This is a genomic window from Corynebacterium sp. MSK039 (assembly GCF_030232315.1).
Taxonomy (GTDB): domain Bacteria; phylum Actinomycetota; class Actinomycetes; order Mycobacteriales; family Mycobacteriaceae; genus Corynebacterium.
Window position 1 is genome coordinate 61,268 of the sequence record NZ_JASPJL010000001.1, and the last position, 23,822, is coordinate 85,089.

Below are 23,822 nucleotides of genomic sequence, written 5' to 3' on the forward strand. Positions count from 1 at the left end.
AGCGGCATGCGGTACCTGATAGCACTAACGCTGCAGCGGTGTTAGAGATTCCATCGTAGTCCCGGCGGTGGCAAAAGTGCTCTAACGCGGCGCGAGCCGCCACAGCCAACGCGGGACCAGCTGCATCACCGCAGCCAGCACGCGGAGCTTTCCCGGGATCCACACGTCGTCGCGGTTGCCTTCCAGGGCCTCCACGGTGGCCTTCGCAACCACGTCAGGGGTGGAGGACATCGGTGCAGGATCCATCCCCTCGGTCATCCGTCCGATGACGAAGCCGGGGCGCACGACCATCAGCCGCACCCCGCTGCCCCGCAGGGCGTCCTGCATCCCCTGGGCGAACCCATCCAGGCCGGCCTTCGCGGAACCGTAGACGTAGTTCGGGCGGCGCACCCGGGCACCGGCGATCGAGGAATACGCCACCAGCGTGCCCGTGCCGCGGCGCTTCATCCGCTGGGATAGTTCCGTGAGCAGCACGGCCTGCGCGGTGAAGTCGGTGTGCAGCACCCGGTAGACCTCAGCACCGTCCTCCTCCGCGAGCTGCTGGTCGCCCAGCACCCCGAACATGGCGAAGGCGGTGTCGATTGGCCCGCAGTCCGCCTCCATCTCATCGATGACGCCGCTGTGGCTCGCGGTATCTGCCGCGTCGAAGAAGTAGGTCTCCACCCGCCGTGCGCCCAAGCCGCGTAGCTCCTCGGCCAGGGTGTCCAGCGCTTCAGGCCGGCGTCCTGCCAAAAGGAAGGACTGCCCCGGTGCCAGCAGGCGCGCGATGTGCTCGCCGATCTCGCTGGTGGCGCCGAAAATGGCGATATTAGACATCGATAGCCACAACCCCTCGTTGCATCGCGTCCACGGCCTTACGCGCGGACTTCCTCACGTCGTTGGAATAACCGGTCATCTTGATCTGATCCAGCAGGTCCTTCACCCGACCACAGGCGCGGACGAAATCGCCCGGGGTCAGCACCGCCCCCGAGGCCTCCGCGGCCTGCAGGCAGTACTCCAGCGGTGCCCCGGCCACCCACTGGTGCACCGCCGTGGCGAAGCCCAGCTGAGGCTCCCGGGTGGCGGTCAGGCGGTGGCGTTCCTCGTCGCTGACCAGCTCCTTGTACACGCGCAGCGTGTGAGCCACCGCCTCCTCCAGCGCATCGGTCGGCAGCTGGGTGCGCACGGTGGATTCCCGACGGTTCTCAAACACGCAGGCACTCACCGCAGCGGCCAGCTCGGCCGGGTCGAGGTCATCCCACAGCCCGCGGCGGAGGCACTGGGCCACCAGCAGATCGGATTCGTGGTGAATCCGAGCCAATTTCTCACCTTCTTCGGTGACCTTCGCCGCCGGGGTACCACCCTCAGCCGTCCAGGTTTCCACGTAGCCCAGCTCCTCGAGCAGCGCAATGATCCGGTCGAAGGTGGCGGTCAGTGAGTCCCCAGGCTGCTCGGATTCTTGCTTCTGGTATTCCCAGCGTCGGCCGGCCTTCAGCACCGACTGCGCCTTCTTCGCCAGCTCCTCGCGCTCCGCCCAGGCATGCACCGGGTGGACATGCAGCTGATTGCGCAGCTCCGCGGCCTTCTTCGAACCCCCGCGGGCGTGCGGGCGGATCTTCTTCGGCTTATCCAGGTGCATGCGCCGGAGCTGGGAGGCCACAGCCCGAGCGTGGCGCTTCGGCGCGCGCTCCACGCCTCGGTGAATCCTCATGTGACCGATGATCACCGGGGTGTTACGGAACATGTCGGCGGCGACGCGCTCCACCCAGCCGTCGTCGAGAACCAAGGTAGGGCGCGGATTGCGACCCGAATCAGAACGGACGACCACCGCGGTCACCGGGTTCTTGCCCGTCGGCAGGGCGAGCACATCACCCACGTTGATCGAGCGCAGCAGGTGCTCGACCTCCTGCTGGCGCTCGAGGGCGGCATCCCGCTTCGCCTGCCGCTCCTCGTGGGACAGCGTGCGCCGTAGCTCCGCGTAATCCAAGACCTGCTCGGTGAGCTCGGCGGCGTCGGCCCGCTGTGCGGCCTCGGTGCGTCCCACCAGGGCCTGAAGCTCTGCACGCTCCCGGTCGAAGTCCTGCCGGCGCAGCTCGACGGCGTGCGCGCGCTCCACGATCGTGTCATTGGCCTGGTACTGGGCGAAGGAACGCTCCAGGATCCGGTGTGCCTCCGCCCAACCCTTCGTGGCGATGAGGTTGACCGCCATGTTGTAGCCCGGCCGGAACGTCGAATCCAGCGGGTACGTCCGGGCCGAGGCCAGCGCTGCCACCGCGTAGGGATCGACCTGGGGGCTCCACAGCACCACGGCATTGCCCACCGTGTCGATACCGCGGCGCCCTGCGCGCCCCGTCAGCTGCGTGTACTGGCCCGGGGTCAGCTCCGCGTGAGCCTCCCCGTTGAACTTCGTCATCTTCTCCAGCACCACTGTGCGCGCGGGCATGTTGATGCCCAGCGCCAGCGTCTCGGTGGCGAAGCAGACCTTCAACAGCCCACGGCTAAACAGCTTCTCAACGATGTGCCGGAACGCCGGCAGCATCCCGGCGTGGTGAGCCCCGAATCCCCGCATCAAGGCCCGGCGCCACTGGCGGAAACCCAGCATGTGCAGATCCGCCGGCTCCAGCCCAGCTACGCCGTCGTCGATGATCTCGCCGATCTCACGAGCCTCCTCGGGCGTGGTGAGCTCCACCTTCCGGATCAGCAGCTGCTGCACCGCCTTATCGCAGCCGATGCGGGAGAAGATGAAGTAGATCGCCGGCAGCATCTTCGCCTGCTCCAGGTGGCGCACCACGTCCTCGCGGCGGGGCCCACGCTGATTGCCATAGGCCTCCGCCTTGCCCACCGCCGAGAGCAGGGAGCGGTTGATCGCGCCGGGGTGATTCTCCCCCGCCAGGTGCTCGGCGTTCTTGCTGAACAGCCGCATGATCTTCGAGCCGACCATCATGTACTGGGTCAGCGGAACGGGGCGCTTATCGGTGACGATGATGTCCGTCTCACCCCGCAGGGTGCGCAGCCAGCCGCCGAACTCCTCCACATTGGAGACCGTCGCCGAGAGCGACACCAGGGTCACGCGCTGGTCCAGGTTGAGGATCGTCTCCTCCCACACCGGCCCGCGCCACCGGTCGGCCAGGAAGTGGACCTCGTCCATCACCACGTGGGTGAGGCTGGCCAGCCGATTTGAGTCCGCGTAGATCATGTTGCGCAGGACCTCGGTGGTCATGACGACGATCGGCGCGTCCGGGTTGAGCGTCACGTCGCCCGTGAGCAGCCCGACGTTCTCTTCGCCGTAGCTGGCGCACAGGTCGTGGTATTTCTGGTTGCTCAGTGCCTTGATCGGCGTGGTGTAAAAGCAGGCCCCGCCACCGTGGAAGGCCATGTAGACCGCGAATTCGCCGACGATCGTCTTTCCGGCACCGGTCGGTGCTCCCACGAGCACTCCCCTGCCCTCGGCGATCGCAGCGGCTGCGTCGAGCTGGAATTCATCGAGTTCGAAGTCGTATTCCTTCCGGAACTCTTCGACCAGCGTGGGGTAGTTTTTTGCGTTGCACGTAGCGCTGTTAGCCATATGTGTACCGAGTCTATCCGCTCGCTGTTGCTCACGCGTTTCAGGACGTCGGTTCGGGCGGTCGCTCAAGCCTCGGCTCGCCACCCATTGGGGTGAGGTGGTGTTTAAACGTCCTCGTCGAAGATCTCGGCGTAGTTGAAGGAGTTCCGCCGTCCCATGCCAGGGTCCGCCGGTGCCTGACCCGCGATTCCTTGGGAGGCCCTGACCGGCTCGGCCCGTTCGACTGCCTCTGCGGGAGCGACCGCGCCGGAGGGGCGAATCTCGGAACCAGAGGCGTCCGCCGCCTGGGCCTGCCGCTTATCCTGGCGCTTATCGTTGAAACGGATGATCAAGTAGGCGATCTCCATCATCAGGGTCAGAGCGCAGCCGAGCGCCAGCATGGAGAATGGGTCAGCCGGGGTCACGAAGGCCGCGAAGGCGAAGAGACCGACGATGATGTAGCGGCGTTTCGTCTTGATGCTGTCGTAACGCAGCAGCCCCGCGAAGCTCAGCAGCACCGTGAACAACGGCAGCTCGAAGCTGACGCCAAAGACGAGCAGGAGGATGAGGACGAAGCTGAAATACTCGCTGCCCTTCAGTGCGGTGATCTGGGCCTCGTCGCCGACCGTTAGGAGGAAGTGCAGGCCGTGGTGCAGGACCAGGTAGGCCAGCGCGGCGCCGAAGAAGAAAAACAGTGTTGCTACCAGTGACACCGAGACCGCCCAGCGGCGCTCATTCTTCTTCAGCCCCGGGGTGATGAAGCCCCAGATCTGGCCGATCCACACAGGAGCGGAGAGCACGATGCCGGCGATGAAACCGACCTTCAAGCGCAGCAGGAACATCTCGAAGGGGCCGGTGGCCAGCAGGCGGCACTCCCCGGTCGCGGCACCGAAGCGCACCTCGGAAGGGAGTTTGCAATAAGGCTCGCGGAGGATTTCCCCGAGGCTGCGGATCGGGCCCACGTTGGTGCCGTACCAGAGGTAGCCCAGGATCGTGCCGATCAGGATTGCGATGACCGCGACAATGAGGCGGCGGCGCAGCTCCTGAATGTGCTCGACGATGCTCATCGCGCCGTTGGTTGGGCGCTGGTTGGCACGGCGAAAAGCCCGGCGGCGGGGCCGCTGGGCTGTGCGTGCTACCTGAGGGGTGTTACTCATGCGGAAGAGCGAAAACGCGCCGAAGGTGGGCGCGAGTTTCTACCTAGTTGCTGTTCTGATTCTGCTGCTGCGCTGGATTGACCTCCTGCGCCGGATTAGGCTGCGGCGTGCGCTGTTGCTCGATGGCCTCCTGCCCGTTCTGCTCTGGGTTATCGGTGCGCATTTCGTCCATCTCGGACTTGAAGATGCGCATCGAACGGCCGAGGGAGCGGGCTGCGTTCGGCAGGCGGGATGCGCCGAACACGAGAAGGACAACCAGCAACAGGATGAGGATGTGGCTACCAGAGAGCATGAAGGTTTTTGCCTTTCAGGACCTGCGTTAAAAATCTCAGCCTTCAGCTTACATCGGGGAAACGGTCCCGATAAACCCCCAGCCCTGTTTCCGCGCGTCGCGCGACGCGTCCGGCGAGGTCCGGGGTCGAGAGTTCCGCGACCTGCCCGGCATGGGCGATCAGGAAGCGCTCCAGCCAGGCCCCGGTGTCCGGCATCGTCACCGCGGTGCTCCTCGCGTCGGTGCTGGTCGCAGCGGACGTGGATTCGGCACCGTCGGCGTCGTTGCCGTCCTCGTCTCCCGCGTCGGCGTCCTGCCACAGCGGGAAGTACTCCAGCATCCACAGGGCGGAGTCGGAGAGACGGAAGTGCGCCCAATCGGCGGCCGCACCAAAGGCGAAGGGGTCGGTGGCATCCACCTCGGTGGACAATCGCGCCGGTGCGCTGGCCTCCTCCCCGAGCGTGACCTCGCTCATGCGGGAAACCCGGAAGTTCTTCGGGGACTGATCCACCACGCCCTCGTCGTCGATGCTGCGCGCCAACAGATAGGCGTTGCCCTCGATCATGCGGATTGCGTCCGGCACCAGGCGGCGGCTACTGCGCTGATCCCGGCTGAGGGTGAGGTATTCGCAGTCCACGACACGCCTCTCCGCGAGTGCGGTGCGCAGCAGATCCAGGGTGGACTCCACAGTGTTCTCCGGGGAGTTGGGCTGGGGTTGCGCAGCCGTGTCCAGGTGCTCCGGGGTGATGGTGCCGAATTGAGAGGGGCCGGAATCGGTGCCCGTCGAAGGCCGGTTGGCCGCGCCCTGCTTTCCCTTCAGGAGGCCACGCAGCTTGGCGGTGACCGAGTCCACGGCTTCCCGCTGCTCGGCGGGGACGGCGTCCCGGACCGCTTCCAGGTTGAGCAGCAAGGCGCCGGCCTCCACGGTGCTCAGCCGCACCGGGCCGTCCAACCCGGCGGTGAACTGCGCCTCCGCGGTGGTGCGGTCCATCGCGATCTCAACCAGCGATCCCGGGTAATAGCCCGGCAGCCCGCACATGCTCAGTTGCTTGAGCTCGTGCTGGATCTGGGCCACGCTGAGTCCCAGGTCGCGGGAAGCCCGCATGAAGGAGCCACGCGGGTGGGCCTGGAACCAGGCCAGCACCGAAAGCGTCTGGGCGAACTGCTGGGCCACCAGGTTGACCGGCGGCGCTTGGACGTTGGCCGGTTCGTCTTCGTCCATGGCCTGATCGGGGGCGTCGGCTTCCGTGATCTCCGGCTCTTGCTCGTCCACCGCTGAACCGCCATCCAAGGTCGCGGCCGGCGCGGCTGTAGCCTGCGTGGCTGAGATCCGTTCCTGGGTGCCCAGCCGCTGGGCGCGCTGCAGAAGGTCGAGGACCTCAACGACGAGCTGCTGGGGCCCCAGCAGCACTGCATCCGGGGCATAGCTCGCCGCCGTCTGCACTAGCCAATCACGATCCACCGGCCCGACCGTCCCCACTCGTCCGTCGGGCGTATCGCGGAGCTCGTGGGCCATGTCCTGAAGCTCGATGGCCCCCTCCCCCGTGAACAGCACGCTAGCTGTGACCTTCGTCTGGTGCCCTTCCAGCCCGCGACGAATCAACTCGCCGGCCGGCACAGGCTGACCGGTCGCGGGATCGGTGGGTGCCGGGTGCTGGGTGAACTGCGCCTCCGCCCGAACATCGGAGAGCCTGGCCAGGCGGAAGGTGCGCTGGGCACCCCGGTCAACGTCGAAACCGGTGACATACAGGCGGCCCTCGACCCCGGCAACCGCCCATGGATCCAGCGTGCGCTGCTCCGGCTCGACCAAGTAGGCCGGGTAGTACCAGAAAGTCATCCGCAGCCCGCGCTGGGTGGCGCGGAAAATAGCGTCGACGCTGCGCGGATCCAGCTCCACCATGTCGGGGACGGGCTGAACCACGGCGGCATCGTCGACCCTGCTGAGCCCCGCGCCGGCGAGCTTCAGCTGCGCTTGTGCCGTGGGGCCAGCCATCGCGGAGTCCACCGGTTGGCGTGCCCACTGCGTGGCGGTCGCCAACACCTGCAGCTCGGCTTCCGAGAGGTCCAGGTCCGGGAGGAAGACCTGCTCGGGGCGCAGCAGCCAGTAGTCCTGCCCTTCCCGGCTTTCGTGGCTCAGCTGGATCCCCAGCTGGCGCAGCGACTCCCGGTCCCTGTGGAACACGCGTTCCCGGGACTTAAGCTGCCCGGAATAGCCCTCGATATTCTCAACGACCCAGGCGGTCGGCCGGGGGCTTGGGGCGTTGAGCAGGCCGATGACCAGGTTGAATAGCCTGCTCGCGCCCTGCTGCCAGGTCACCTTCACTGGCCGGTTGCGGGACCCGGCGCTGCCGGGCTTGTGTGGACCCACCATCGGCGCTTAACCCCGCGCGGGCGCGTCGGCACCGCCGAGATCAGCCATGCTGGCGATCATCTCGTCTACCTGCGGATCCGTGGCCGCGAACGGGTCCGGGAGCGCAACCTCGCTGCCGAATTCGCCGTTGATCTTCAGCCGCATCCAGTCCACGGTCGTGGCGCAGCCGTGCTCCCGCGCGGCGGAGAGGAAGCGTCCACGCAGGGCCGCACGCGTCGTCGTCGGAGCCTGGTCCATCGCCTCGTGGATCTGCTCCTCGCTCAGGATCGACGTTGCCTGGCCGCGGCGCTTCAGCACGTTGAACAGCCCACGGGTGGGGTGAATATCGTGATATCGCAGGTCAATCTGCGCCAGCCGCGGATCGGTCAGCTCCAGTCCGTGGCGGGAGGCCATGCCGTCCAGCAGCTTCTTCTTGATCACCCAGTCGATCTCGGTGTCTACCGGGGAGAAGTCCCCGGTCTCGAAGCAGTCCAGGACACGACCCCACAGCTCCACCACCGGCTCGAGCTGCTCGCGCGGGGTGCCCAGCCAACGCCCATCGACGCACTCTGGTTCTGGGCGGCGCTCCAGCCACTGCACCGCAGCGGCGTGGAAGGTGCGCTGCATCTCCAGGGGGGTGGCAGTCTCGCCGCTGCGCAGCTTGACCTCGGTGAGCCCCGTGAAGTCCCGGGCGATGTCCCGGATGGCGCGAATCTCGTTGGCCAGCTCGTAGTTCGGCAGCTCCACGCCCGCCTCGATCATCTCGAGGACCAGCAGCGCGGAACCGATCTTCAGCGCGGTGGTGGTCTCGGACATGTTCGAGTCGCCCACGATCACGTGCAGGCGCCGGTACTTCGAGGAGTCCGCGTGCGGCTCGTCACGGGTGTTGATGATCGGTCGGGAACGGGTGGTGGCGCTCGAGATGCCTTCCCACATGTAGTCCGCCCGCTGGCTCATCATGAACCCGGCCTCGAAGTTCTCGTTCGGGGCGCCCGGGCTTGGGATCGTGAGCTTGCCCGCCCCGCAGATCAGCTGGCGGGTCACCAGGAACGGCAGCAGCTGGGAGGACAGGTGCTTGAGCAGCACGTTGCGGCTGATCAGGTAGTTCTCGTGGCAGCCGTAGGAGTTGCCCATCGAGTCGGTGTTGTTCTTCAGCAGGAAGACGTGCCCACCGACACCGTTGCCGGCCAGCTCTTCCTCGGCGCGGCTCGCCAGTTGCTGGACGAGCTCGTCGCCCGCGCGATCGTAGGCGAGCAACTGGTGCAGGCTATCGCACTCTGCGGTCGCGATCTCCGGGTGCGCGCCCACATCCAGGTACAGCCGGGAGGCGTTCTCGGTGAAGATATTGGAGCTGCGGTACTTCTCCACGATGGGAGAAAACAGCAGGCGGGAGACCTCATCGGGCCCCAGGCGGCGCGTGCCGTCGAGGACGTTCGTGATGCCGTACTCCGTCTCCAGCCCCATGATGCGGCGGACGTAGACGGGGTTCTCCGCAGCTGCCTGCTCCGTTGGTGTGGCGTCTCCGGTCACCGGGCTCACTGTCCGCCCTTCTGGACGTAGGAGCGGACGAATTCTTCGGCGTTGGTCTCCAGCAGTCCGTCGATTTCGTCCAGGAGGTCGTCCGTCCCGGTGACGTTGACCTGCTGGGTGCCCGAACCCTGCTGCGGGGCGTCGTTGTTTTCGGCGTCGTCGCCGCCCCCGCCGCCGAAGACCTGCTGCTGAGCGTTTGCCATGCCTATCTCCTCAAACGTTGATTAGTTGAACTTCACATTACCTGGGCTCCCAGGCGCGTTCGGCGCTAGCCCACGCCCATCACGCGCTCGGGCAGAGCGGCGATCAGCGCGGCAGCCACCTCCGAGAACTCCGGGGCCTGGCCCGGCTTGGCCTCCGCGAGATCCGCGAGCACGGTGCCCGAGAAGCTGTCGGCCGTGGCCTGCAGCGGCTCGGGCAGCCCGACCCGCATCGCTGGGTGCCCCTCGTGCGGGTGATCGAGGACAACGCTATCCCAGTTCGCGGCGAGGATCTTTGGGGCGTAGTGCTTCACCAGCGCCCCACGCAGCCAGGCCCGCGTTCCCCGAGGCGGGGTGTCGACGGCCGCGGTGATCTCGGCGTCGTCGACCAGCGTGCGCATCTTCCCGCGCGCGACAAGCGCGTGGTAGAGCCCGCGGGCCGGGTCGATGTCGTGGTACTGGATATCGATCAGCGCCATCCGCGGGTCCGACCACTCCAGCCCCCGGGCGCGGTAGCCGCGCAGCAGTGCGTATTTCGCCGTCCAGTCCAGCCGGTCGGAGGTGCGCAGCGGATCAGCTTCCAGGTCGTCCAGGATCTCCTCCCACAGCGCCAGCACTCGCTGCTCGTCGGTGGTGAGCTTTCCTGCCGGTTCGAGGGCGGCGATGACCTTCTCGCGGATCCTACGCTGCAGCTCGATCGCGGTTGCGGTGGTGTTGCCGTAGAGCCGCAGCGGGGTCTTCAACTCCAGGTCGCGGGAGACCCGGCGGACATCCTCGACCGGATCGATCAGCACGATGTCGCTGAAATCGGCGCCCGCCACGACGGCCTTGAGAACCAGTGCGGTGGTGCCGAAGCGCAGGTAGGTCGCGAACTGGCTCAAGTTCGCATCGCCGATGATCACGTGGAGGCGGCGCCAATCATCCGCGGTCGCGTGGGGCTCGTCGCGGGTATTGACGATGCCGCGGTTCAGGGTGGTCTCCAGGGACACTTCCGTCTCGATGTAGTCGGCGCGCTGGGAGATCTGGAAGCCCGCCTGCTCCCCTGCCTGCCCGAGCCCCACGCGGCCCGCGCCGGCGTAAATCTGGCGGGTGACGAAGTGCGGAATCAGCGCCTGGTGCACGTCCTCGACGTTGAGGTTGCGCGGGTAGAGGTAATTCTCGTGGGCGCCATAGGACGCGCCCTTGCCGTCCACGTTGTTCTTGTAGATCTTCAGCTCCGGCTGGCCCTCGACCTGCCCCGCTGCCTGCGCAGCAGCGTGCATGACCCGGTCGCCGGCCTGATCCCAGACCACCAGGTCATAGGCGCAGGTGACCTCAGGCGAGGAATATTCCGGATGGGCGTGGTCCACGTAGAAGCGCGCACCCGCCGGGGTGATGACGTTGGCGATGCCCACTGCGTTCGGGTCGTAGCTGGGGGCCGCGCCGGAACGGTAGCGGCGCAGGTCGAAGCCACGGGCGTCGCGCAGCGGGGACTCGGAGTCATAGTCCCAGCGGGTCCGGCGGTTGACTCCCTGCCCGGAGACCTCCGCGTAGGCGACGACCGCCTGCGTGCTCGTGTACACGGGGCTGGCTTCCGGGGCGTCGACGGCGACGATGCCGAACTCCGTCTCGGAGCCGAGCACGTAGCCGGTGGCCTCGTTATCCTTCTGCGCGTTCACCAGGGTTTTCCTTCCAGGATTTTTAAAGTGTTCTCTCGTCGGGCTTAGTTCTCTAGTCCGCCAGGGTGATGTCCACGACCCGGCCGGTGGCGTGCCCGGAGATGCGTGCCCATTCCGTGGGGTTGGTTGTGTCCGGCAGGTTCTCGCTGTCGTTGATCTCCGCCGTGATGGCATCCAGGACGTCCGCGGTGCTCAGCCCGCCCTCGGCGGCAGCCTGGCTGGTAGTAGCGGTCTGTGAGAGGGCGCGCTTGATCGCGAAGGTCTTGGCGCGGTCGACGATATTGGCCAGCATCGCGCCGGAGACGAAGTCTGCCCAGTACAGGTCCTTGGTCTGCCCATCCGCGAGGTGGAGGGTCACGTAGCGGTGCGCGGCATCCCGGCGGAAGAGCTCCTCGGCGATGATGCGGCATAGCGCGGCCGCGGCCTCCTCCTTGCCGCCGTGCTCCGCCACCAGGTCCGCGGCCAGCGGCAGGGAGGCGTCGATATGCTTGGACAGGATGTCGAGTGCGGCGTCCTGGTCGGGGCGGTCCACCCGGATCTTCACGTCCAGGCGGCCCGGGCGCAGGATGGCGGGGTCGATGAGCTCCTCGCGGTTCGAGGCGCCGATGACGATGACGTTATCCAGTCCCTCCACGCCGTCCAGCTCGGAGAGCAGCTGCGGGACGACCGTGGACTCCATGTCCGAGGACACGCCGGTGCCACGGGTGCGGAAGATGGCCTCCATCTCGTCGAAGAAGACGATCACCGGCTTACCGGCGTGGGCGATCTTGCGGGCGCGCTCGAAGATCTGCCGGATCTGGCGTTCCGTCTCACCGACGAACTTATTCAGCAGCTCCGGGCCCTTGACGTTGAGGAAGTAGGAATCCGCGAAGCGGGACGCCTTGTCGCTGGAGCCCATGGACTTCGACAGCGAGTTGGCCACCGCCTTGGCGATGAGCGTCTTGCCGTTGCCGGGCGGGCCGTAGAGCAGCACGCCTTTCGGCGGGCGCAGTCCGTAGTGGCGGTAGATCTCCGGGTGCAGGAAGGGCAGCTCCACCGCGTCCCGGATCTGCTCGATCTGATTGCTCAGGCCGCCGATGTTTTCGTAGCTGACATCCGGGACCTCCTCCAGCACCAGGGAGGTGACCTCGGCCCGGGGGATCATGCCGAAGGCCCAGCCGCTGCGACGGTCGACGACCACGCTATCGCCGGTGGTGAGCTCCCGGTTCGTGATCAGGGACTGCAGCGGCCGAGCTGCCTTGACGATCGACTCCTCCCCCAGCTTGTCCGCGATGATCAGGCGATCACCGACGACCTCGACGACCGCGGCGACGTCGCCAGAATCAGCGAAGCCGGTGACCTCCACGACCTGGAGATTCTCCCCCAGCCGCACCGTCGCCCCGGGCTGCAGATCCATCCGGTCCAGCAGCGGGGAAACAGCCAGGCGCATGTGACGGTTCGAGGTGAAGACCTCCGCGGTCTTCCCAGTACCGTTCAGCTGCAGCAGCGTGCCGTAAGTACTCGGCGGCTCGGCCATATCCGCCAGGCGGGAATTGATCTCCGCCAGCTTCTCGCGGGAGGCCTTCAGCGCCTCGGTGAGCTTCTCGTTCTGGGCCCCCAACCGATGATTGGCCAGCCGCAATTCGCGGGCGGTGGGCGAAGGCTGATCGGAAGGATTCTGCGCAGTCATGCCATCAATCCTACTGAAGGCACCGCAGCTCAAAACCTGCCGGTAGGCCTAGCGGAGAGGCTACCGGGAAGCGCGCCCGTCCCCGCTAGCCGTACTCGGATCGCTCTAGCGGCGTGCCCGGCGTTGTGGCCGCGGGGCGGTCACGCCATCCGCCAGGCGGCGGGCCCAGATGAGGAACGCGGTGTGCGCGTTCATGCGGTGCTCTGGGCGGGTGGCCAAGCCCTCCACCTTCCATTCGCGCACCAGCGACTCCCAAGCGCGCGGCTCGGTGAAGCACCCAAGCTCCCGGATGCCCTCCATCACCTTCATCAGCTGCGGGACGGTGGCCACGTAGGTCATGAACACCCCGCCCGGGACCAGGACGTCTCGCACCGTCTCCAGAACCTCCCACGGTTCAAGCATGTCCAGCAGGACGCGGTCGACCTCGCCCACAGACTCGCGGGTGGCCTCCTTGACGTCGCCCAGGCGCACGTCCCAGTTCTTCGGCTCCCCACCCATGATGTTGTGGACGTTGCTCACCGCGTAATCCAGGTGATCCTGGCGGACCTCATAGCTGATGACCTTCCCGTGCTCACCGACCGCTCGCAGCAGCCAGCTGGACATCGCGCCGGAACCAGCACCAGCCTCCAGCACAGTCGCGCCGGGGAAGATATCCCCCTCCACCAGGATCTGTGCGGCATCCTTCGGGTAGATCACCGCTGCGCCACGCGGCATGGAGAGTACCTGATCGACCAGGAGGTGGCGGAAGCAGAGGTACTCCCCGCCCACGCTGGACTCCACGACGGTGCCCTCATCCGCGCCAATGATGTCGTCGTGACGAATCTCGCCCTTATGGGTGAAGAAGCTCTCCCCCGGGGTCAAGGTGATGCTGAAGTGTCGCCGCTTCGCGTCGGTCAGCTGGACGCGGTCTCCGGCGGTAAAAGGTCCGGTATAAGCCATAGGAAAACCCTAACCTACTAGACTCTCAAATCACTATGATGGAATCGCGTCCCGGGGAACGGGTGCTGGCAGGCGTATTCGCCTTCATCGCCGGCTTTATCGACTCGGTGGGTTTTCTCTACCTGGGCGGGGTGTTCCTCTCCTTCATGTCCGGCAACACCACCCGCTCCGCCACCGCCATCGTCGACGGCAACTGGGACATGGTGAAAGTGGCCGGCGGCTGCATCATCTTCTTCCTGATTGGCGTGATCAACGGTGCGTTTACGAAACGCATCGTGGTCCGCGCCTTGGAGGAGACCCGGGGCCGGGAGTTCGTCCTCGTCAACGTGAGTTTCTGGTTCGTCCTCTCCAGCGTCCTCATCGAGCTGGAACACCACAGCGCGGCCATCATCGCCCTGTCCATCGGCGTGGGTACCATGAACAGCATCTTCGAACGCAACGGCGAGGTCGCTATCCCGCTGACGTATATGACGGGCACGCTGGTGCGCACGGGGCAGCGCTTCGTTGACGCGTTCTTCGACGGCCGTCACCTCGTCTGGATCCTCAACCTCTCGCTGTGGCTGAGCCTGTCCGTCGGGGCGATCGCCGGCGCCCTGGCCTACCGGATGCTGGGGATCCACGCCGTCGAGCTGATGACGCTGATCACCCTGGTGACCGTGGCGATCAACCAGCTGGTCCGCGACCACCGACGCCGCGCCGGCCTACCGCTGTAGCCCGCCGCAGCCACGCTTCGCAGAGCCCCTGCGGAGACCCAAACCTAAGAACAAAGCCGAAGGAGAATGAGTGTCCACCCCGACCGAGAAACCGCAGCCGAAGGTCTCCCTCGACCGCTTGGCGCTCTCCCCCTCCCGCGCCGGGGACTATCAGCAGTGCCCCCTGCTCTACCGCTTCCGCAGCATCGACAAGCTGCCGGAACCCAAGACGATCGCGCAGGTGAAGGGAACCCTCGTCCACGCGGTGCTCGAGGAACTCCACGCCCTGCCCCGTGAGCAGCGCACCTACCCGGCCGCAGTGAAGATGCTGAAGCCCGCGTGGACAAAGATGGTGGACAAGGACACCGATCTGAACGAGCTCGTTCCGGAGGACCAGCTCTACGACTTCCTCGTCGATGCCCGCGCCCTGGTCAAGGGGTATTTCCAGATGGAGAACCCCCAGGGTTTCGACGCCCACGAGGTCGAGGAGTTCGTCGAGGCCACCCTGCCCAACGGGGTTCCCGTCCGCGGCTTCATCGACCGGGTGGACGTCGCCGCGAATGGCCAGGTACGCGTCGTCGACTACAAGACCGGAAAGAAGCCGCCACCGCGCTTCGCCGCCCAGGCGCTGTTCCAGATGAAGTTCTATGCCCTGGTTTATTGGCGGCTGCACGACTTGATCCCGGCCCAGCTTCGGCTGATGTACTTGAAGGTGGCCGATGACCTGGTGCTGCAGCCCACCCCCGCCGAGCTGCAGTACTTCGAGCGCGACCTGCGCGAACTCTGGGACAGCATCCTCGCTGATATCCATAGCGGGGACTTTCAGCCGAAGACCTCCAAGCTCTGCGACTGGTGCTCCTTCCAGGAGATCTGCCCCGCCTTCGGCGGCACGCCCCCGGAGTACCCGGGGGTCCGCTAGCGCCTACTCGTAGCGGCGACCCCGGTACATCGGGTTGAGCAGGTTCTCCGTGCTCAGCACCTCGTTGAGGGTGTCCTCGTCGAGCAGCCCCTTCTCCAAGACGAGTTCGCGCACCGACTTCCCGGTCGCCGCGGCCTCCTTGCCGATCAGGTCGCCGTTGTGGTGGCCGATTAGCGGGTTGAGGTAGGTGATGATGCCGATCGAGTTCTCGACGTAGTTGCGGCAGACGTCTTCGTTCGCGGTGATGTCCACGACGCACAGCGTGCGCAGCGTGGTGCAGGCCCGCGCCATGAAGCGAATGGATTCGAAGGCGCACTGCGCGATGACCGGCTCCATGACGTTGAGCTGGAGCTGGCCGGCCTCGGCGGCCATGGAGACGGTGACGTCGTTGCCGAAGACCTTGAAACAGATCTGGTTGACGACCTCAGGGATCACCGGGTTGACCTTCGCCGGCATGATCGAGGACCCCGCCTGGCGTGGTGGGATGTTGATCTCCCCCAGGCCGGCACGCGGGCCGGAGGACAGCAGACGCAGGTCGTTACAGATCTTCGACAGCTTCATCGCGGTGCGTTTCACCGCCGCGTGGGTGTTGACGAACGCGCCGGTATCGCTCGTCGCCTCCACCAGGTCGTACGCGGAGGTGATGTCCAGGCCCGTGATCTCCCGCAGGGCCTCGATGGCCGCCTCGCGGTAACCCGGGGGTGTGTTCACACCGGTGCCAATCGCGGTGCCACCCAGGTTGACCTGGCGCAGCAGGGACTGCGCATGCCTGAGCTGCGCGGACTCCTCGGCGATGTTGTTCGCGAAGGCGCGGAACTCCTGGCCCAGGGACATCGGGACGGCGTCCTGCAGCTGGGTTCGGCCCATCTTGATGATGTGGTCGAACTCCTGGGCCTTAGCGAACAGCGCGCGCTCCAGCGCAGCCAGGTGCTTGAGCAGCTCGTCGATATCGAAGTGGAGGCCCAGGCGCAGCCCGGTTGGGAAGGCGTCGTTGGTGGACTGGGACATGTTGACGTCATCGTTCGGGCTGATGATGTCGTAGCGCCCCTTCGGGTACCCGAGGTGCTCCAGCGCGAGGTTCGCGATGACCTCGTTGGTGTTCATGTTTTGGGACGTCCCTGCCCCGCCCTGGAAGACGTCGATGGGGAACTGATCCATCGCGCGGTGTTCCTCGAGCACCGCATCGCAGGCCGCGACGATCGCCTCGCCCTTGTCGATGGGCAGCGCCTTGACCCGCATGTTGGCCATCGCGGCGGCCTTCTTCACCATCACCATGCCACGGATGAGCTCCGGGATGTGGTTGATGTTCGTCCGGGAGATCTGAAAGTTATCCACGGCTCGGAGGGTGTGGATTCCGTAGTAGGCGTCTGCCGGAACCTTCATCGTGCCCAGCAGGTCTTCCTCCAGGCGGTAGTGTGCGCCGCTGCGGGCTTCCAGGGAGGAGGATTCGGCTGAGGTGATGATGTCCGTCGAGCTCAGGACGTGCCCGTCGCTGGAGCTCTGGGAGTTTGGGGAGGGCTTGGGACGGTGTGCCATGTGAAACTGCCACCTAAACTTTCGCGTCAATCGCCACAGGCGTTAAGGGGTGTTGGGAGCCGTACTAATTCCCCGGTGCGGCGGAGCAGGGGACGCTCTCGCTGACCGGTGCCGGTACGGGTGTACTTAAAGAGTGTAGAAGAAACGGCGCGCGGCAGGCGCGGGGCTATCTCCCCTGGGGTAGCCGTGGAAGAAAAACGGGGCCGCCACGACGGCGACCCCGTTGAGGGATAAGGCGAATCCGCTAGATCCGGGCGATGCGGATATCCGTTGCGAGGATCGCCTCCGCCCCCAGGGCGGACAGCGAATCCATCAGCGCGTTGGCCTGCTTGCGCGGCACCATTGCGCGCACCGCGACCCAGCCTTCATTGGCCAGCGGGGAGACGGTCGGGGCCGAGAGCCCCGGGGTGATGGCGGCAACTTCGTCCAGCACGTCGCGGGAGACGTTGTAGTCAAGCATCACGTAATTCTGGGCGTGCAGGATGCCCTCCATGCGCTTCAGCAGCACCTGCTTTGCTTCGTCCATCTCGGCCCCCTTGCGGCCGATCATGACGGCCTCGGAGACGCACAGCGGCTCGCCGAAAGGCTCCAGGCCCTGCGTGCGGAGAGTGCGGCCGGTGGAGACCACGTCGGCGATCGCGTCGGCCACGCCCAGGCGGATGGAGATCTCCACCGCGCCGTCCAGGCGGATCACCGTGGCGTCGATGCCCCGGTTATTCAGGTCCTTGCGCACGAGGTTCGGGTAGGCGGTGGCGATGCGCTTGCCCGCCAGCTTCTCGACTGTCCAGCCCTCGCCCATCGGGGCGGCGTAGCGGAAGGTGGAGGCTCCGAAGCCCAGCGGCAGCAGCTCGGCGGTTTCCTCGCGGGTATCTGCGGCAAGGTCGCGGCCCGTGATTCCGATGTCGAGGTGGCCGGAGGCGACGTAGATGGCGATGTCCTTCGGGCGCAGGAAGTAGAACTCAACCTGGTTCTCGTGATCGACCGCGGTCAGCGCCTTGGAATCAGCGCGGGTGGTGTAACCCGCCTCCTTGAGGATGTTCGTCGCGGCTTCCGAGAGCGAACCCTTGTTCGGGACGGCGACGCGCAGGTAGCGCTCACCGGAATCAGTGGCGTTGTCTTCAGAGATCGGGGCGTTTAGGTTGGGCGCGACCGGGGACATGTGGCTCCTTGCGTGGTGGATACTGTGCAGCGCCGCCGCGGTGATGGGTGCGGCGCAGTCGGGTTCCGTGCGTTTAGTTCGGGCTTCTATCTGGGCCTAAAGATGCTTGTAGATGTCCTCGAGGCTGAGGCCCCGGCCGACTGCCACGACCTGTAGCCAGTACAGCAGCTGGGAGATCTCCTCGGCCAGCTCCTCATCCGACTCGTACTCGGCGGCCAGCCACACTTCCCCAGCCTCTTCGACGATCTTCTTGCCCTGGAAATGGACACCGGCGTCGAGGGCTTTGACGGTGCCGGAGCCTTCTGGGCGGGTGCGCGCCTTCTCGGAAAGCTCCGCGAATAGGGAATCAAAATTCTTGGGATTGCTCACGCCCCTATTGTGGCACGCGTCTCCCCCGAAGGTTGCAAGGAGCCCCGATAGTGGGGTGAATAATCGCACCACTATCGGGGAAAGTGTCCAGCCCCCGGGGGGGCTTAAGGGGCTACTCCTCGACGAGCTCGCGCACGGCGTCGCAGACCACCGAAGCCTCCCCACCCACTGTGGCAGTGAGTCGACTGAGGAACACCAGCAGCTCGTCGAGCTCCTCGCTATCCAGGAGCAGCCCGCCGTTGGCGTCGGAGATTGCGATGATTTTGCGGACCCCGGCCAGGGAGGTCTCCTGAGGATCTGCCCCGCCCAGGATCGCCTCTCCGATGGTCACCAGCTCTGCCTGGGCCTCGTCCACCGCAGACTCCGGGTACGGCGGGTCCCAATGCTCCCGCTCCTCGGCGCGCAGGTAGCTGCCGGTAGCCATCATCCGGAGGTTTCCGATGAACTCCGTGGCGGCCTCACGGACATCTGGTGGCCATTCGGAAAGCGAAGAATCGCCCGCCGAGTATGGGCGCTGTGTCACGGCGCTCGTCCCCCGCCCTAGACCGAGACGCCGAGCAGCGCGTCGAGACCCGCGGCGAGAGCCTGGGAAGCCGCAGTGCGCTCGGCGGCAGGGGTGACCCGGTAGCCACTGGCTCCAATGCCCTTGTTGACCGCCGCTGCCCACTCGTCGAGCGTGCACAGGACGGCTGGAGTGTCGAGATCGTTGGCCAGGTGCCCGGTGACGGCCGCCAGCACTTCCGCGACACGCTGCGGATTGTTCTCCTCAGCGGCAGCGGCGCGCCACTTGGCGAGGCGATCCTCAGCCTCACTGAGGACCTCCGCGGACCAGTCACGATCCGCCCGGTAGTGCCCGGCGTAGAGCCCCACACGGATTGCCGCGGGGTCGAAGCCCTGCGCGGTGAGCGCGGAGACGAACTCCAGGTTGCCCAGGGACTTGGACATCTTGGTCCCCTCAAGGCCGATCATGCCGGTGTGCACGTAGTGTCCCGCCATACGCTGGGTGCCGCAGGCAGCCTCCACATGAGCTGCCGAGTACTCATGGTGCGGGTAACGCAGATCAACGCCGCCACCCTGGATGGCGAACTGCTCCCCCAACCGGTTCATTGCGATGGCCGCGCACTCCACGTGCCAGCCAGGGCGCCCTGAGCCAAAGGGAGCATCCCACTCCGGCTCACCCGTGCGGTGGGCCCGCCACAGCAGTGCATCCAGCGGATGGCGCTTACCCTCCCGCTCCGGGTCACCACCGCGCTCGGCGAAGAGTTCCCGCATGGTGGCCTCGTCGTAGCGGGACTCGTAGCCGAACTGCTCGGTAAAGGTGTGGTCGGCGTAGATATCCGGGTATTCCCCCTCCACGACGTAGGCCGCGCCCTTGTCGAGCAGCGTGCTGACCATCTCGACGACCTCATCGATTGTCTCCATCGCCCCGACGAAGAACTCCGGCGGCAGAATCCGCAGCTGCGTCATGTCGGAACGGAACAGGTCGGTCTGCTCCTTGCCTAGCTCGCGCCAGTCCACGCCATCGCGCTCGGCGCGCTCGAACAGCGGATCGTCGACATCCGTGACATTCTGCACATAAGTAACGGCGTGCCCGGCGGCGCGCAAGTAGCGGTTCACCAGGTCGAAGGTGTTATAGGTCGCCGCGTGCCCCAGGTGGGTGGAGTCATACGGGGTGATCCCGCAGACGTACATGCCCACCGGGGCGCCGTCCTCTGGCAGTGCGACGGGCTTGACCTGGTCATCTGCCGTGTCGTAGAGCTGCAACGCTGGCGGGGCAACCACCTCCGCTGCAGCGGAATCGGCCACCGCCGGAATGGCCGTCGGGAACTGTGGGACACGGAGAGCAGACCAAGAATGCATGGTTCCCCACTATAACGGCTGCAAAACTCCCGCGCCCAGCAGCACCATCACCAGCACACCGACCGGGATGCGCCATGCTGCGAACCAGGCGAAACTGTGGTTAGACACGAACTTCAGAAGCCAGGCGATGGAGGCGTATCCGACGAGGAAGGCGATCAGCGTGCCGACCGCCAGCTGGCTCCCGCTCGCCGCCTGGCCTGCGGCCGGATCGAACACATCCCCCAGAGAAAAGATGCCGGACGCCAAGACTGCGGGAATCGCCAGCAGGAAGCTGAACCGGGTGGCCACCTCGCGGTCCAGGTTGAGGAACAAACCGGCGGAAATCGTACCGCCCGACCGGGACACGCCAGGGATCAAGGCGAGGCACTGAGCCAGACCCATGAGCACGGCATCCCGCATGGTCAGCTCATCGAAGGAGCGGCGTCGACGTCCTACCTTCTCCGCGAGAATGAACACGAAGGAGAAGAGGATCAACATGGCAGCGGTGATCCACAGGTTGCGCAGCTGGTCACGGATCAAATCCTTGCCGAAGAACCCCAGCACCGCGATGGGGATGGTGCCCGCGATGACCATCCACCCCATCTGATAGTCGTGGTTCCGCCGGGACTTATCCACCAGGCCGGCGAACCACGCGGTGAGGATCCGCCAGATGTCCTTAGCGAAGTACACGAGCACCGCCAGCTCCGTGCCGAGCTGGATCACAGCTGTGAAGGAGGCGCCCGCGTCGGCTCCCCAGAACAGCTCGGAGACAATCCGCAGGTGCCCGGAGGAGGAAACGGGTAGAAACTCGGTGAGACCTTGCACGATCGAGAGCACGATCGTCTGCAGCCAAGACATTTCGGTAGGCATGCTTAAGGACGATACACCGACCCACCCAACTCGGCTGGTAGCGTACTACCTGATGAATGCAGGTAAGCGTGTTTGGCGTAAACGAGGCGATGACGCGATGGCTTGGAAGAAACCTCTGACGTGGGCGGCTGCGGTGACGGCCACCGTTGGGCTCGGGTTGGCAGGCTGTGCCACCGAGGATGCGGCGGACAACAGCGCGCCGGAAGGATCCGCCGCCCCAGAGTCGGCCCCGAAAGGTGGCACGCCCGCCACCCCGGCGGACTCCCCGGCAGCGAAGGACCCGCTCGGTGAGGTGCAGAAGGCTAGCGAAGTCGGCGAGGTCATCGACGTCTCCCAGATCGGCCTGGACCCGAAGACTGAGCAGGTGGCGGCACTGAGCGCATCCACGCTGCGCATCGGAACGCTGGCCGAGCTGTCTGGCGAGGGCGAAGCGAAGAAGATCGACGTGCCGGAGAAGTGCACGAAGGTCACGCCTTCGGCCGACGGCGTCATGCTCGCCTGCGACGGCGCGCTGTATGAATACGGCGCCGACGGCAAGCAGCTGAAGAAGTACAGCCTCGACGGAACTCCCACGGTGGCCACCGTCACGACGGACGGCCGGGTCTTCGTGGGCTTCAAGGATTCCAACCAGCTGCACTACTACTCCCCATCCGGCGATCAGCTCGGTGAGGCGGAGACCATCGTCGTCAGCCGTAGCCTCGACGACCTCGTCCACGTCAACAACGAACACGGTGAGGAAAGGCTCGCGGTGATCGACCGCGACCAGACCAGCATCACCGACATCGACCTCGCCACCAACGGCCCGCGCGGTGCCCTGCGCATCGGCCAGGGCGTGGGTCTGAACAGCGTTGGTCGTGGGGATCAGGGGATCTTCATCGCGGCGGATACCGTGCAGGATCAGTTCCAGGTGTTCACCCTGAACGACGTGGTGCGCCAGGTTCAGGCCGCTCCCACGGGTAAGAGCCCGTGGGCGGTCCTGTGGGACGGCAAGCGCCAGATCGCCTGGGTCTCCACCACTGGCGATAATGAGGTCACCGGTTACCGCATCGACAGCGGTACCCCGATCCAGGTAGCCGCGTTCGACTCCATCGCGAACGTGCGCCACATCCTGGACTCCCCGGACGGCGACATGCTGCTCTTCGGCGCGGACGGCGCCACCCAGCGGGTGTCGGCCGCGGACATCGACGTCGCCGTTGAGCGCGGGGTGCCGGAGGCTGAGGACTTCCCCGTGACTCACGAGGATCAGTAGCCCACTGGTCGCCATAGAGAACCACGTCCACCACAACACGATTCAGGAGACTGCCATGGCCAATACCCCGACTTCCCGCCGCTTCGATCACCTCTCGGACTCGGCCTACGAGAAGCTGTTGAAGCTGATGTTCCGTATCCCGCCGGAGCGGATCCACGGCATGCTCTCGGGCGTTTTCCGTCGGATCGCTGACTCGCAGGTCGCCTGCGCTGCGGTGCGTCGCGCGCTAGTCGTCGACGACCCGGTGCTCTCCCAGACGGTGGCCGGTATTCGCTTTGACCGGCCGCTCGGCCTGGCTGCGGGCTTCGATAAGAACGCCGAGGAGTTCCACATTTGGGGCCCGCTCGGCTTCGGCTACTCGGAGCTCGGCACGCTGACCAGCGTGGCCCAGCCGGGTAACCCGACCCCGCGCCTGTTCCGGCTGCCTGAGGACCGCGCGATTCTCAACCGCATGGGATTCAACAACGACGGCGCGATTGCTGCCGCTCAGCGTCTGTCCCGCCGCCGCTGCCTCGAGCCCGTGGGTGTGAACCTGGGCAAGGCGAAGATCACCCCACCGGAGCTGGCCCCCAACGACTACCGCGAGTCCGCGCGTGCGGTGAAGGACGTCGCCGACTACCTGGTGATCAACGTGTCCTCCCCGAACACGCCGGGGCTGCGCGACCTGCAGGCCGTGGACTCGCTGCGTCCCATCGTCGCAGCAGTCCAGGAGGAAGCCGATCTCCCGCTGTTCGTCAAGATCGCGCCGGATCTTTCCGATGAGGACATCGACGCCGTGACCGATCTGGCCATCGAGCTTGGAGTTACCGGCCTGATCGCGACGAATACGACGATTAGCCGGGAAGGGCTGAAGTCCGACGCGCAGTGGGTTCAGTCCCTCGGCGCGGGTGGGGTCTCCGGGGCTCCCCTGGCAGAGCGCTCCCTCGAGGTGCTGCGGCGCATTGCGGCACGTGCGGAGGGCAAGTTGGTGCTCATCGGTGTGGGTGGCATCGAGACCCCGCAGCAAGCCTGGGAGCGCATCGCTGCAGGTGCCAGCCTTCTGCAGGGCTACACCGGCTTCATCTACGGCGGCCCGAACTGGATCTCGAAGATCCACCGGGGCCTGGCCGCACAGATTCGAGCCCACGGCCTGCGGAACATCTCCGAAGCGGTGGGCTCAGGTCTGGAATGGAAGGAGCTCTAAAGCAGCTCCCTTGCGTTGAGCGCTTAAGGGGCTTAGTTCTCTGCCCAGCCCCACAGGATGCCGCGCGCCAAAGCCTTGAACTGGAGGTTGAACCCCAGGACGGTTGGCGTTGCGGAGTCGCTGATGTCCAACTTCTCCCCGACAGCGTGCACCGCGAAGAGATAGCGGTGCGGGCCATGGCCCTCTGGAGGCATGGCGCCGTAGTAGCCACGGCTACCGGAGTCCCCGCGCAGAGCTGTCGCTCCCTTTGGAAGGCCGGCGAGCTCCTCGTCCCCCGCATCGAGCTGGAGGCTAGTCACGGACGCCGGGATATTGAACACGGCCCAGTGCCAGAAGCCGCTGGCGGTGGGCGCATCCGGGTCAAAGCACGTGACCGCGTAGCTTTCGGTCCCCTCCGGGCCGGGCTCCCAGCTCAGCTGCGGGGAGACATCGTTGCCACCGAGTTGCGCCTCCGGGAGGCGGTCTCCGTCGGCGAAGGTCTCGCTGCTGATCTTAAGCTTGGGCAGGTCGGCTAGTGGCGCATACGGGTCTGGTCCCGGGAAGCGCTCGTCGACATAGGAGGCTTGAGTTAAAGCATCTTCTGGATTGAGAGTCATGCTGTTTAGTCTACCGAACAATCTTGCGCTCTAGCCACGGATTTCCGGAACTTTTATTGCCCTGACCTGCCAATTTGTTTTAATTTCATAAGCTGGATAGAGTGTTTCAAGCA

21 protein-coding genes are annotated in these 23,822 nt (G+C 65.8%); 4 read left to right on the top strand and 17 right to left on the bottom strand.

Annotated features, from left to right (window positions below; translation table 11 throughout):
• Nucleotides 1-81: 81 nt before the first annotated feature.
• From QP997_RS00285 to QP997_RS00330, 10 genes are all read right to left on the bottom strand, one after another.
• Nucleotides 82-816 (bottom strand): SDR family NAD(P)-dependent oxidoreductase, encoded by a 735-nt coding sequence (locus tag QP997_RS00285; RefSeq protein WP_070760244.1) that lies wholly within the window; start codon nucleotides 814-816, stop codon nucleotides 82-84.
• Nucleotides 809-3,544, bottom strand: coding sequence for a DEAD/DEAH box helicase (locus QP997_RS00290; protein ID WP_284845864.1), 2,736 nt, complete (start codon nucleotides 3,542-3,544; stop codon nucleotides 809-811). Before QP997_RS00290 ends, QP997_RS00285 begins: the two co-directional genes overlap by 8 nt.
• Before the next feature lie 104 nt (nucleotides 3,545-3,648).
• Nucleotides 3,649-4,680 (bottom strand): twin-arginine translocase subunit TatC, encoded by a 1,032-nt coding sequence (gene tatC, locus QP997_RS00295; RefSeq protein WP_284845865.1) that lies wholly within the window; start codon nucleotides 4,678-4,680, stop codon nucleotides 3,649-3,651.
• A gap of 43 nt (nucleotides 4,681-4,723) precedes the next feature.
• Entirely contained in the window at nucleotides 4,724-4,972 is a 249-nt protein-coding gene (gene tatA / locus QP997_RS00300) for a Sec-independent protein translocase subunit TatA (RefSeq protein WP_284845866.1), read from the bottom strand.
• Between the two features lie 43 nt (nucleotides 4,973-5,015).
• On the bottom strand, nucleotides 5,016-7,322 hold the full coding sequence (locus QP997_RS00305; RefSeq protein ID WP_284845867.1) for a WYL domain-containing transcriptional regulator: 2,307 nt from the start codon (nucleotides 7,320-7,322) through the stop codon (nucleotides 5,016-5,018).
• Nucleotides 7,323-7,328: 6 nt separating this feature from the next.
• A complete protein-coding gene (gene pafA, locus QP997_RS00310; RefSeq protein ID WP_284845868.1) occupies nucleotides 7,329-8,840 on the bottom strand; it encodes a Pup--protein ligase in 1,512 nt (503 codons plus the stop codon).
• Nucleotides 8,837-9,034 (bottom strand): ubiquitin-like protein Pup, encoded by a 198-nt coding sequence (locus tag QP997_RS00315; protein WP_012360290.1) that lies wholly within the window; start codon nucleotides 9,032-9,034, stop codon nucleotides 8,837-8,839. Before QP997_RS00315 ends, pafA begins: the two co-directional genes overlap by 4 nt.
• Nucleotides 9,035-9,099: 65 nt before the next feature.
• Nucleotides 9,100-10,689: a depupylase/deamidase Dop gene (dop, locus tag QP997_RS00320; RefSeq protein WP_284845869.1), complete on the bottom strand. Its 1,590-nt coding sequence runs from the start codon at nucleotides 10,687-10,689 to the stop codon at nucleotides 9,100-9,102.
• Between the two features lie 52 nt (nucleotides 10,690-10,741).
• Nucleotides 10,742-12,358: a proteasome ATPase gene (arc, locus tag QP997_RS00325; protein ID WP_284845870.1), complete on the bottom strand. Its 1,617-nt coding sequence runs from the start codon at nucleotides 12,356-12,358 to the stop codon at nucleotides 10,742-10,744.
• A 105-nt stretch (nucleotides 12,359-12,463) separates the two neighbouring features.
• A complete protein-coding gene (locus QP997_RS00330) occupies nucleotides 12,464-13,297 on the bottom strand; it encodes a tRNA (adenine-N1)-methyltransferase (RefSeq protein ID WP_015381648.1) in 834 nt (277 codons plus the stop codon).
• 35 nt (nucleotides 13,298-13,332) lie between these two features.
• Here QP997_RS00330 and QP997_RS00335 point away from each other — a divergent pair, with 35 nt between their 5' ends.
• Both QP997_RS00335 and QP997_RS00340 read left to right on the top strand, forming a co-directional pair.
• On the top strand, nucleotides 13,333-14,010 hold the full coding sequence (locus QP997_RS00335; RefSeq protein ID WP_284845871.1) for a YoaK family protein: 678 nt from the start codon (nucleotides 13,333-13,335) through the stop codon (nucleotides 14,008-14,010).
• 70 nt (nucleotides 14,011-14,080) lie between these two features.
• On the top strand, nucleotides 14,081-14,908 hold the full coding sequence (locus QP997_RS00340) for a RecB family exonuclease (protein WP_284845872.1): 828 nt from the start codon (nucleotides 14,081-14,083) through the stop codon (nucleotides 14,906-14,908).
• 3 nt (nucleotides 14,909-14,911) lie between these two features.
• Here the strand turns inward: QP997_RS00340 and aspA are convergent, their stop codons facing one another.
• From aspA to QP997_RS00370, 6 genes are all read right to left on the bottom strand, one after another.
• Nucleotides 14,912-16,444, bottom strand: coding sequence for an aspartate ammonia-lyase (aspA, locus tag QP997_RS00345; RefSeq protein WP_083317963.1), 1,533 nt, complete (start codon nucleotides 16,442-16,444; stop codon nucleotides 14,912-14,914).
• Nucleotides 16,445-16,688: 244 nt separating this feature from the next.
• Nucleotides 16,689-17,603 (bottom strand): ATP phosphoribosyltransferase, encoded by a 915-nt coding sequence (gene hisG, locus QP997_RS00350; RefSeq protein ID WP_015381644.1) that lies wholly within the window; start codon nucleotides 17,601-17,603, stop codon nucleotides 16,689-16,691.
• Between the two features lie 96 nt (nucleotides 17,604-17,699).
• A complete protein-coding gene (locus tag QP997_RS00355) occupies nucleotides 17,700-17,972 on the bottom strand; it encodes a phosphoribosyl-ATP diphosphatase (protein ID WP_012360282.1) in 273 nt (90 codons plus the stop codon).
• Nucleotides 17,973-18,084: 112 nt separating this feature from the next.
• Nucleotides 18,085-18,495 (bottom strand): hypothetical protein, encoded by a 411-nt coding sequence (locus QP997_RS00360; protein ID WP_284845873.1) that lies wholly within the window; start codon nucleotides 18,493-18,495, stop codon nucleotides 18,085-18,087.
• Between the two features lie 17 nt (nucleotides 18,496-18,512).
• Nucleotides 18,513-19,832, bottom strand: coding sequence for a cysteine--1-D-myo-inosityl 2-amino-2-deoxy-alpha-D-glucopyranoside ligase (gene mshC, locus QP997_RS00365; RefSeq protein ID WP_284845874.1), 1,320 nt, complete (start codon nucleotides 19,830-19,832; stop codon nucleotides 18,513-18,515).
• Nucleotides 19,833-19,841: 9 nt separating this feature from the next.
• A complete protein-coding gene (locus tag QP997_RS00370; RefSeq protein ID WP_070761424.1) occupies nucleotides 19,842-20,681 on the bottom strand; it encodes an undecaprenyl-diphosphate phosphatase in 840 nt (279 codons plus the stop codon).
• A gap of 97 nt (nucleotides 20,682-20,778) precedes the next feature.
• Here QP997_RS00370 and QP997_RS00375 point away from each other — a divergent pair, with 97 nt between their 5' ends.
• Entirely contained in the window at nucleotides 20,779-21,930 is a 1,152-nt protein-coding gene (locus tag QP997_RS00375) for a YncE family protein (RefSeq protein WP_284845875.1), read from the top strand.
• A gap of 55 nt (nucleotides 21,931-21,985) precedes the next feature.
• Nucleotides 21,986-23,113, top strand: a complete 1,128-nt coding sequence (locus QP997_RS00380) for a quinone-dependent dihydroorotate dehydrogenase (protein WP_070761422.1) — start codon at nucleotides 21,986-21,988, stop codon at nucleotides 23,111-23,113.
• 32 nt (nucleotides 23,114-23,145) lie between these two features.
• On the opposite strand, the gene QP997_RS00385 is transcribed toward QP997_RS00380, so the two are convergent.
• On the bottom strand, nucleotides 23,146-23,709 hold the full coding sequence (locus QP997_RS00385) for a YbhB/YbcL family Raf kinase inhibitor-like protein (RefSeq protein WP_284757441.1): 564 nt from the start codon (nucleotides 23,707-23,709) through the stop codon (nucleotides 23,146-23,148).
• Nucleotides 23,710-23,822: the final 113 nt, after the last annotated feature.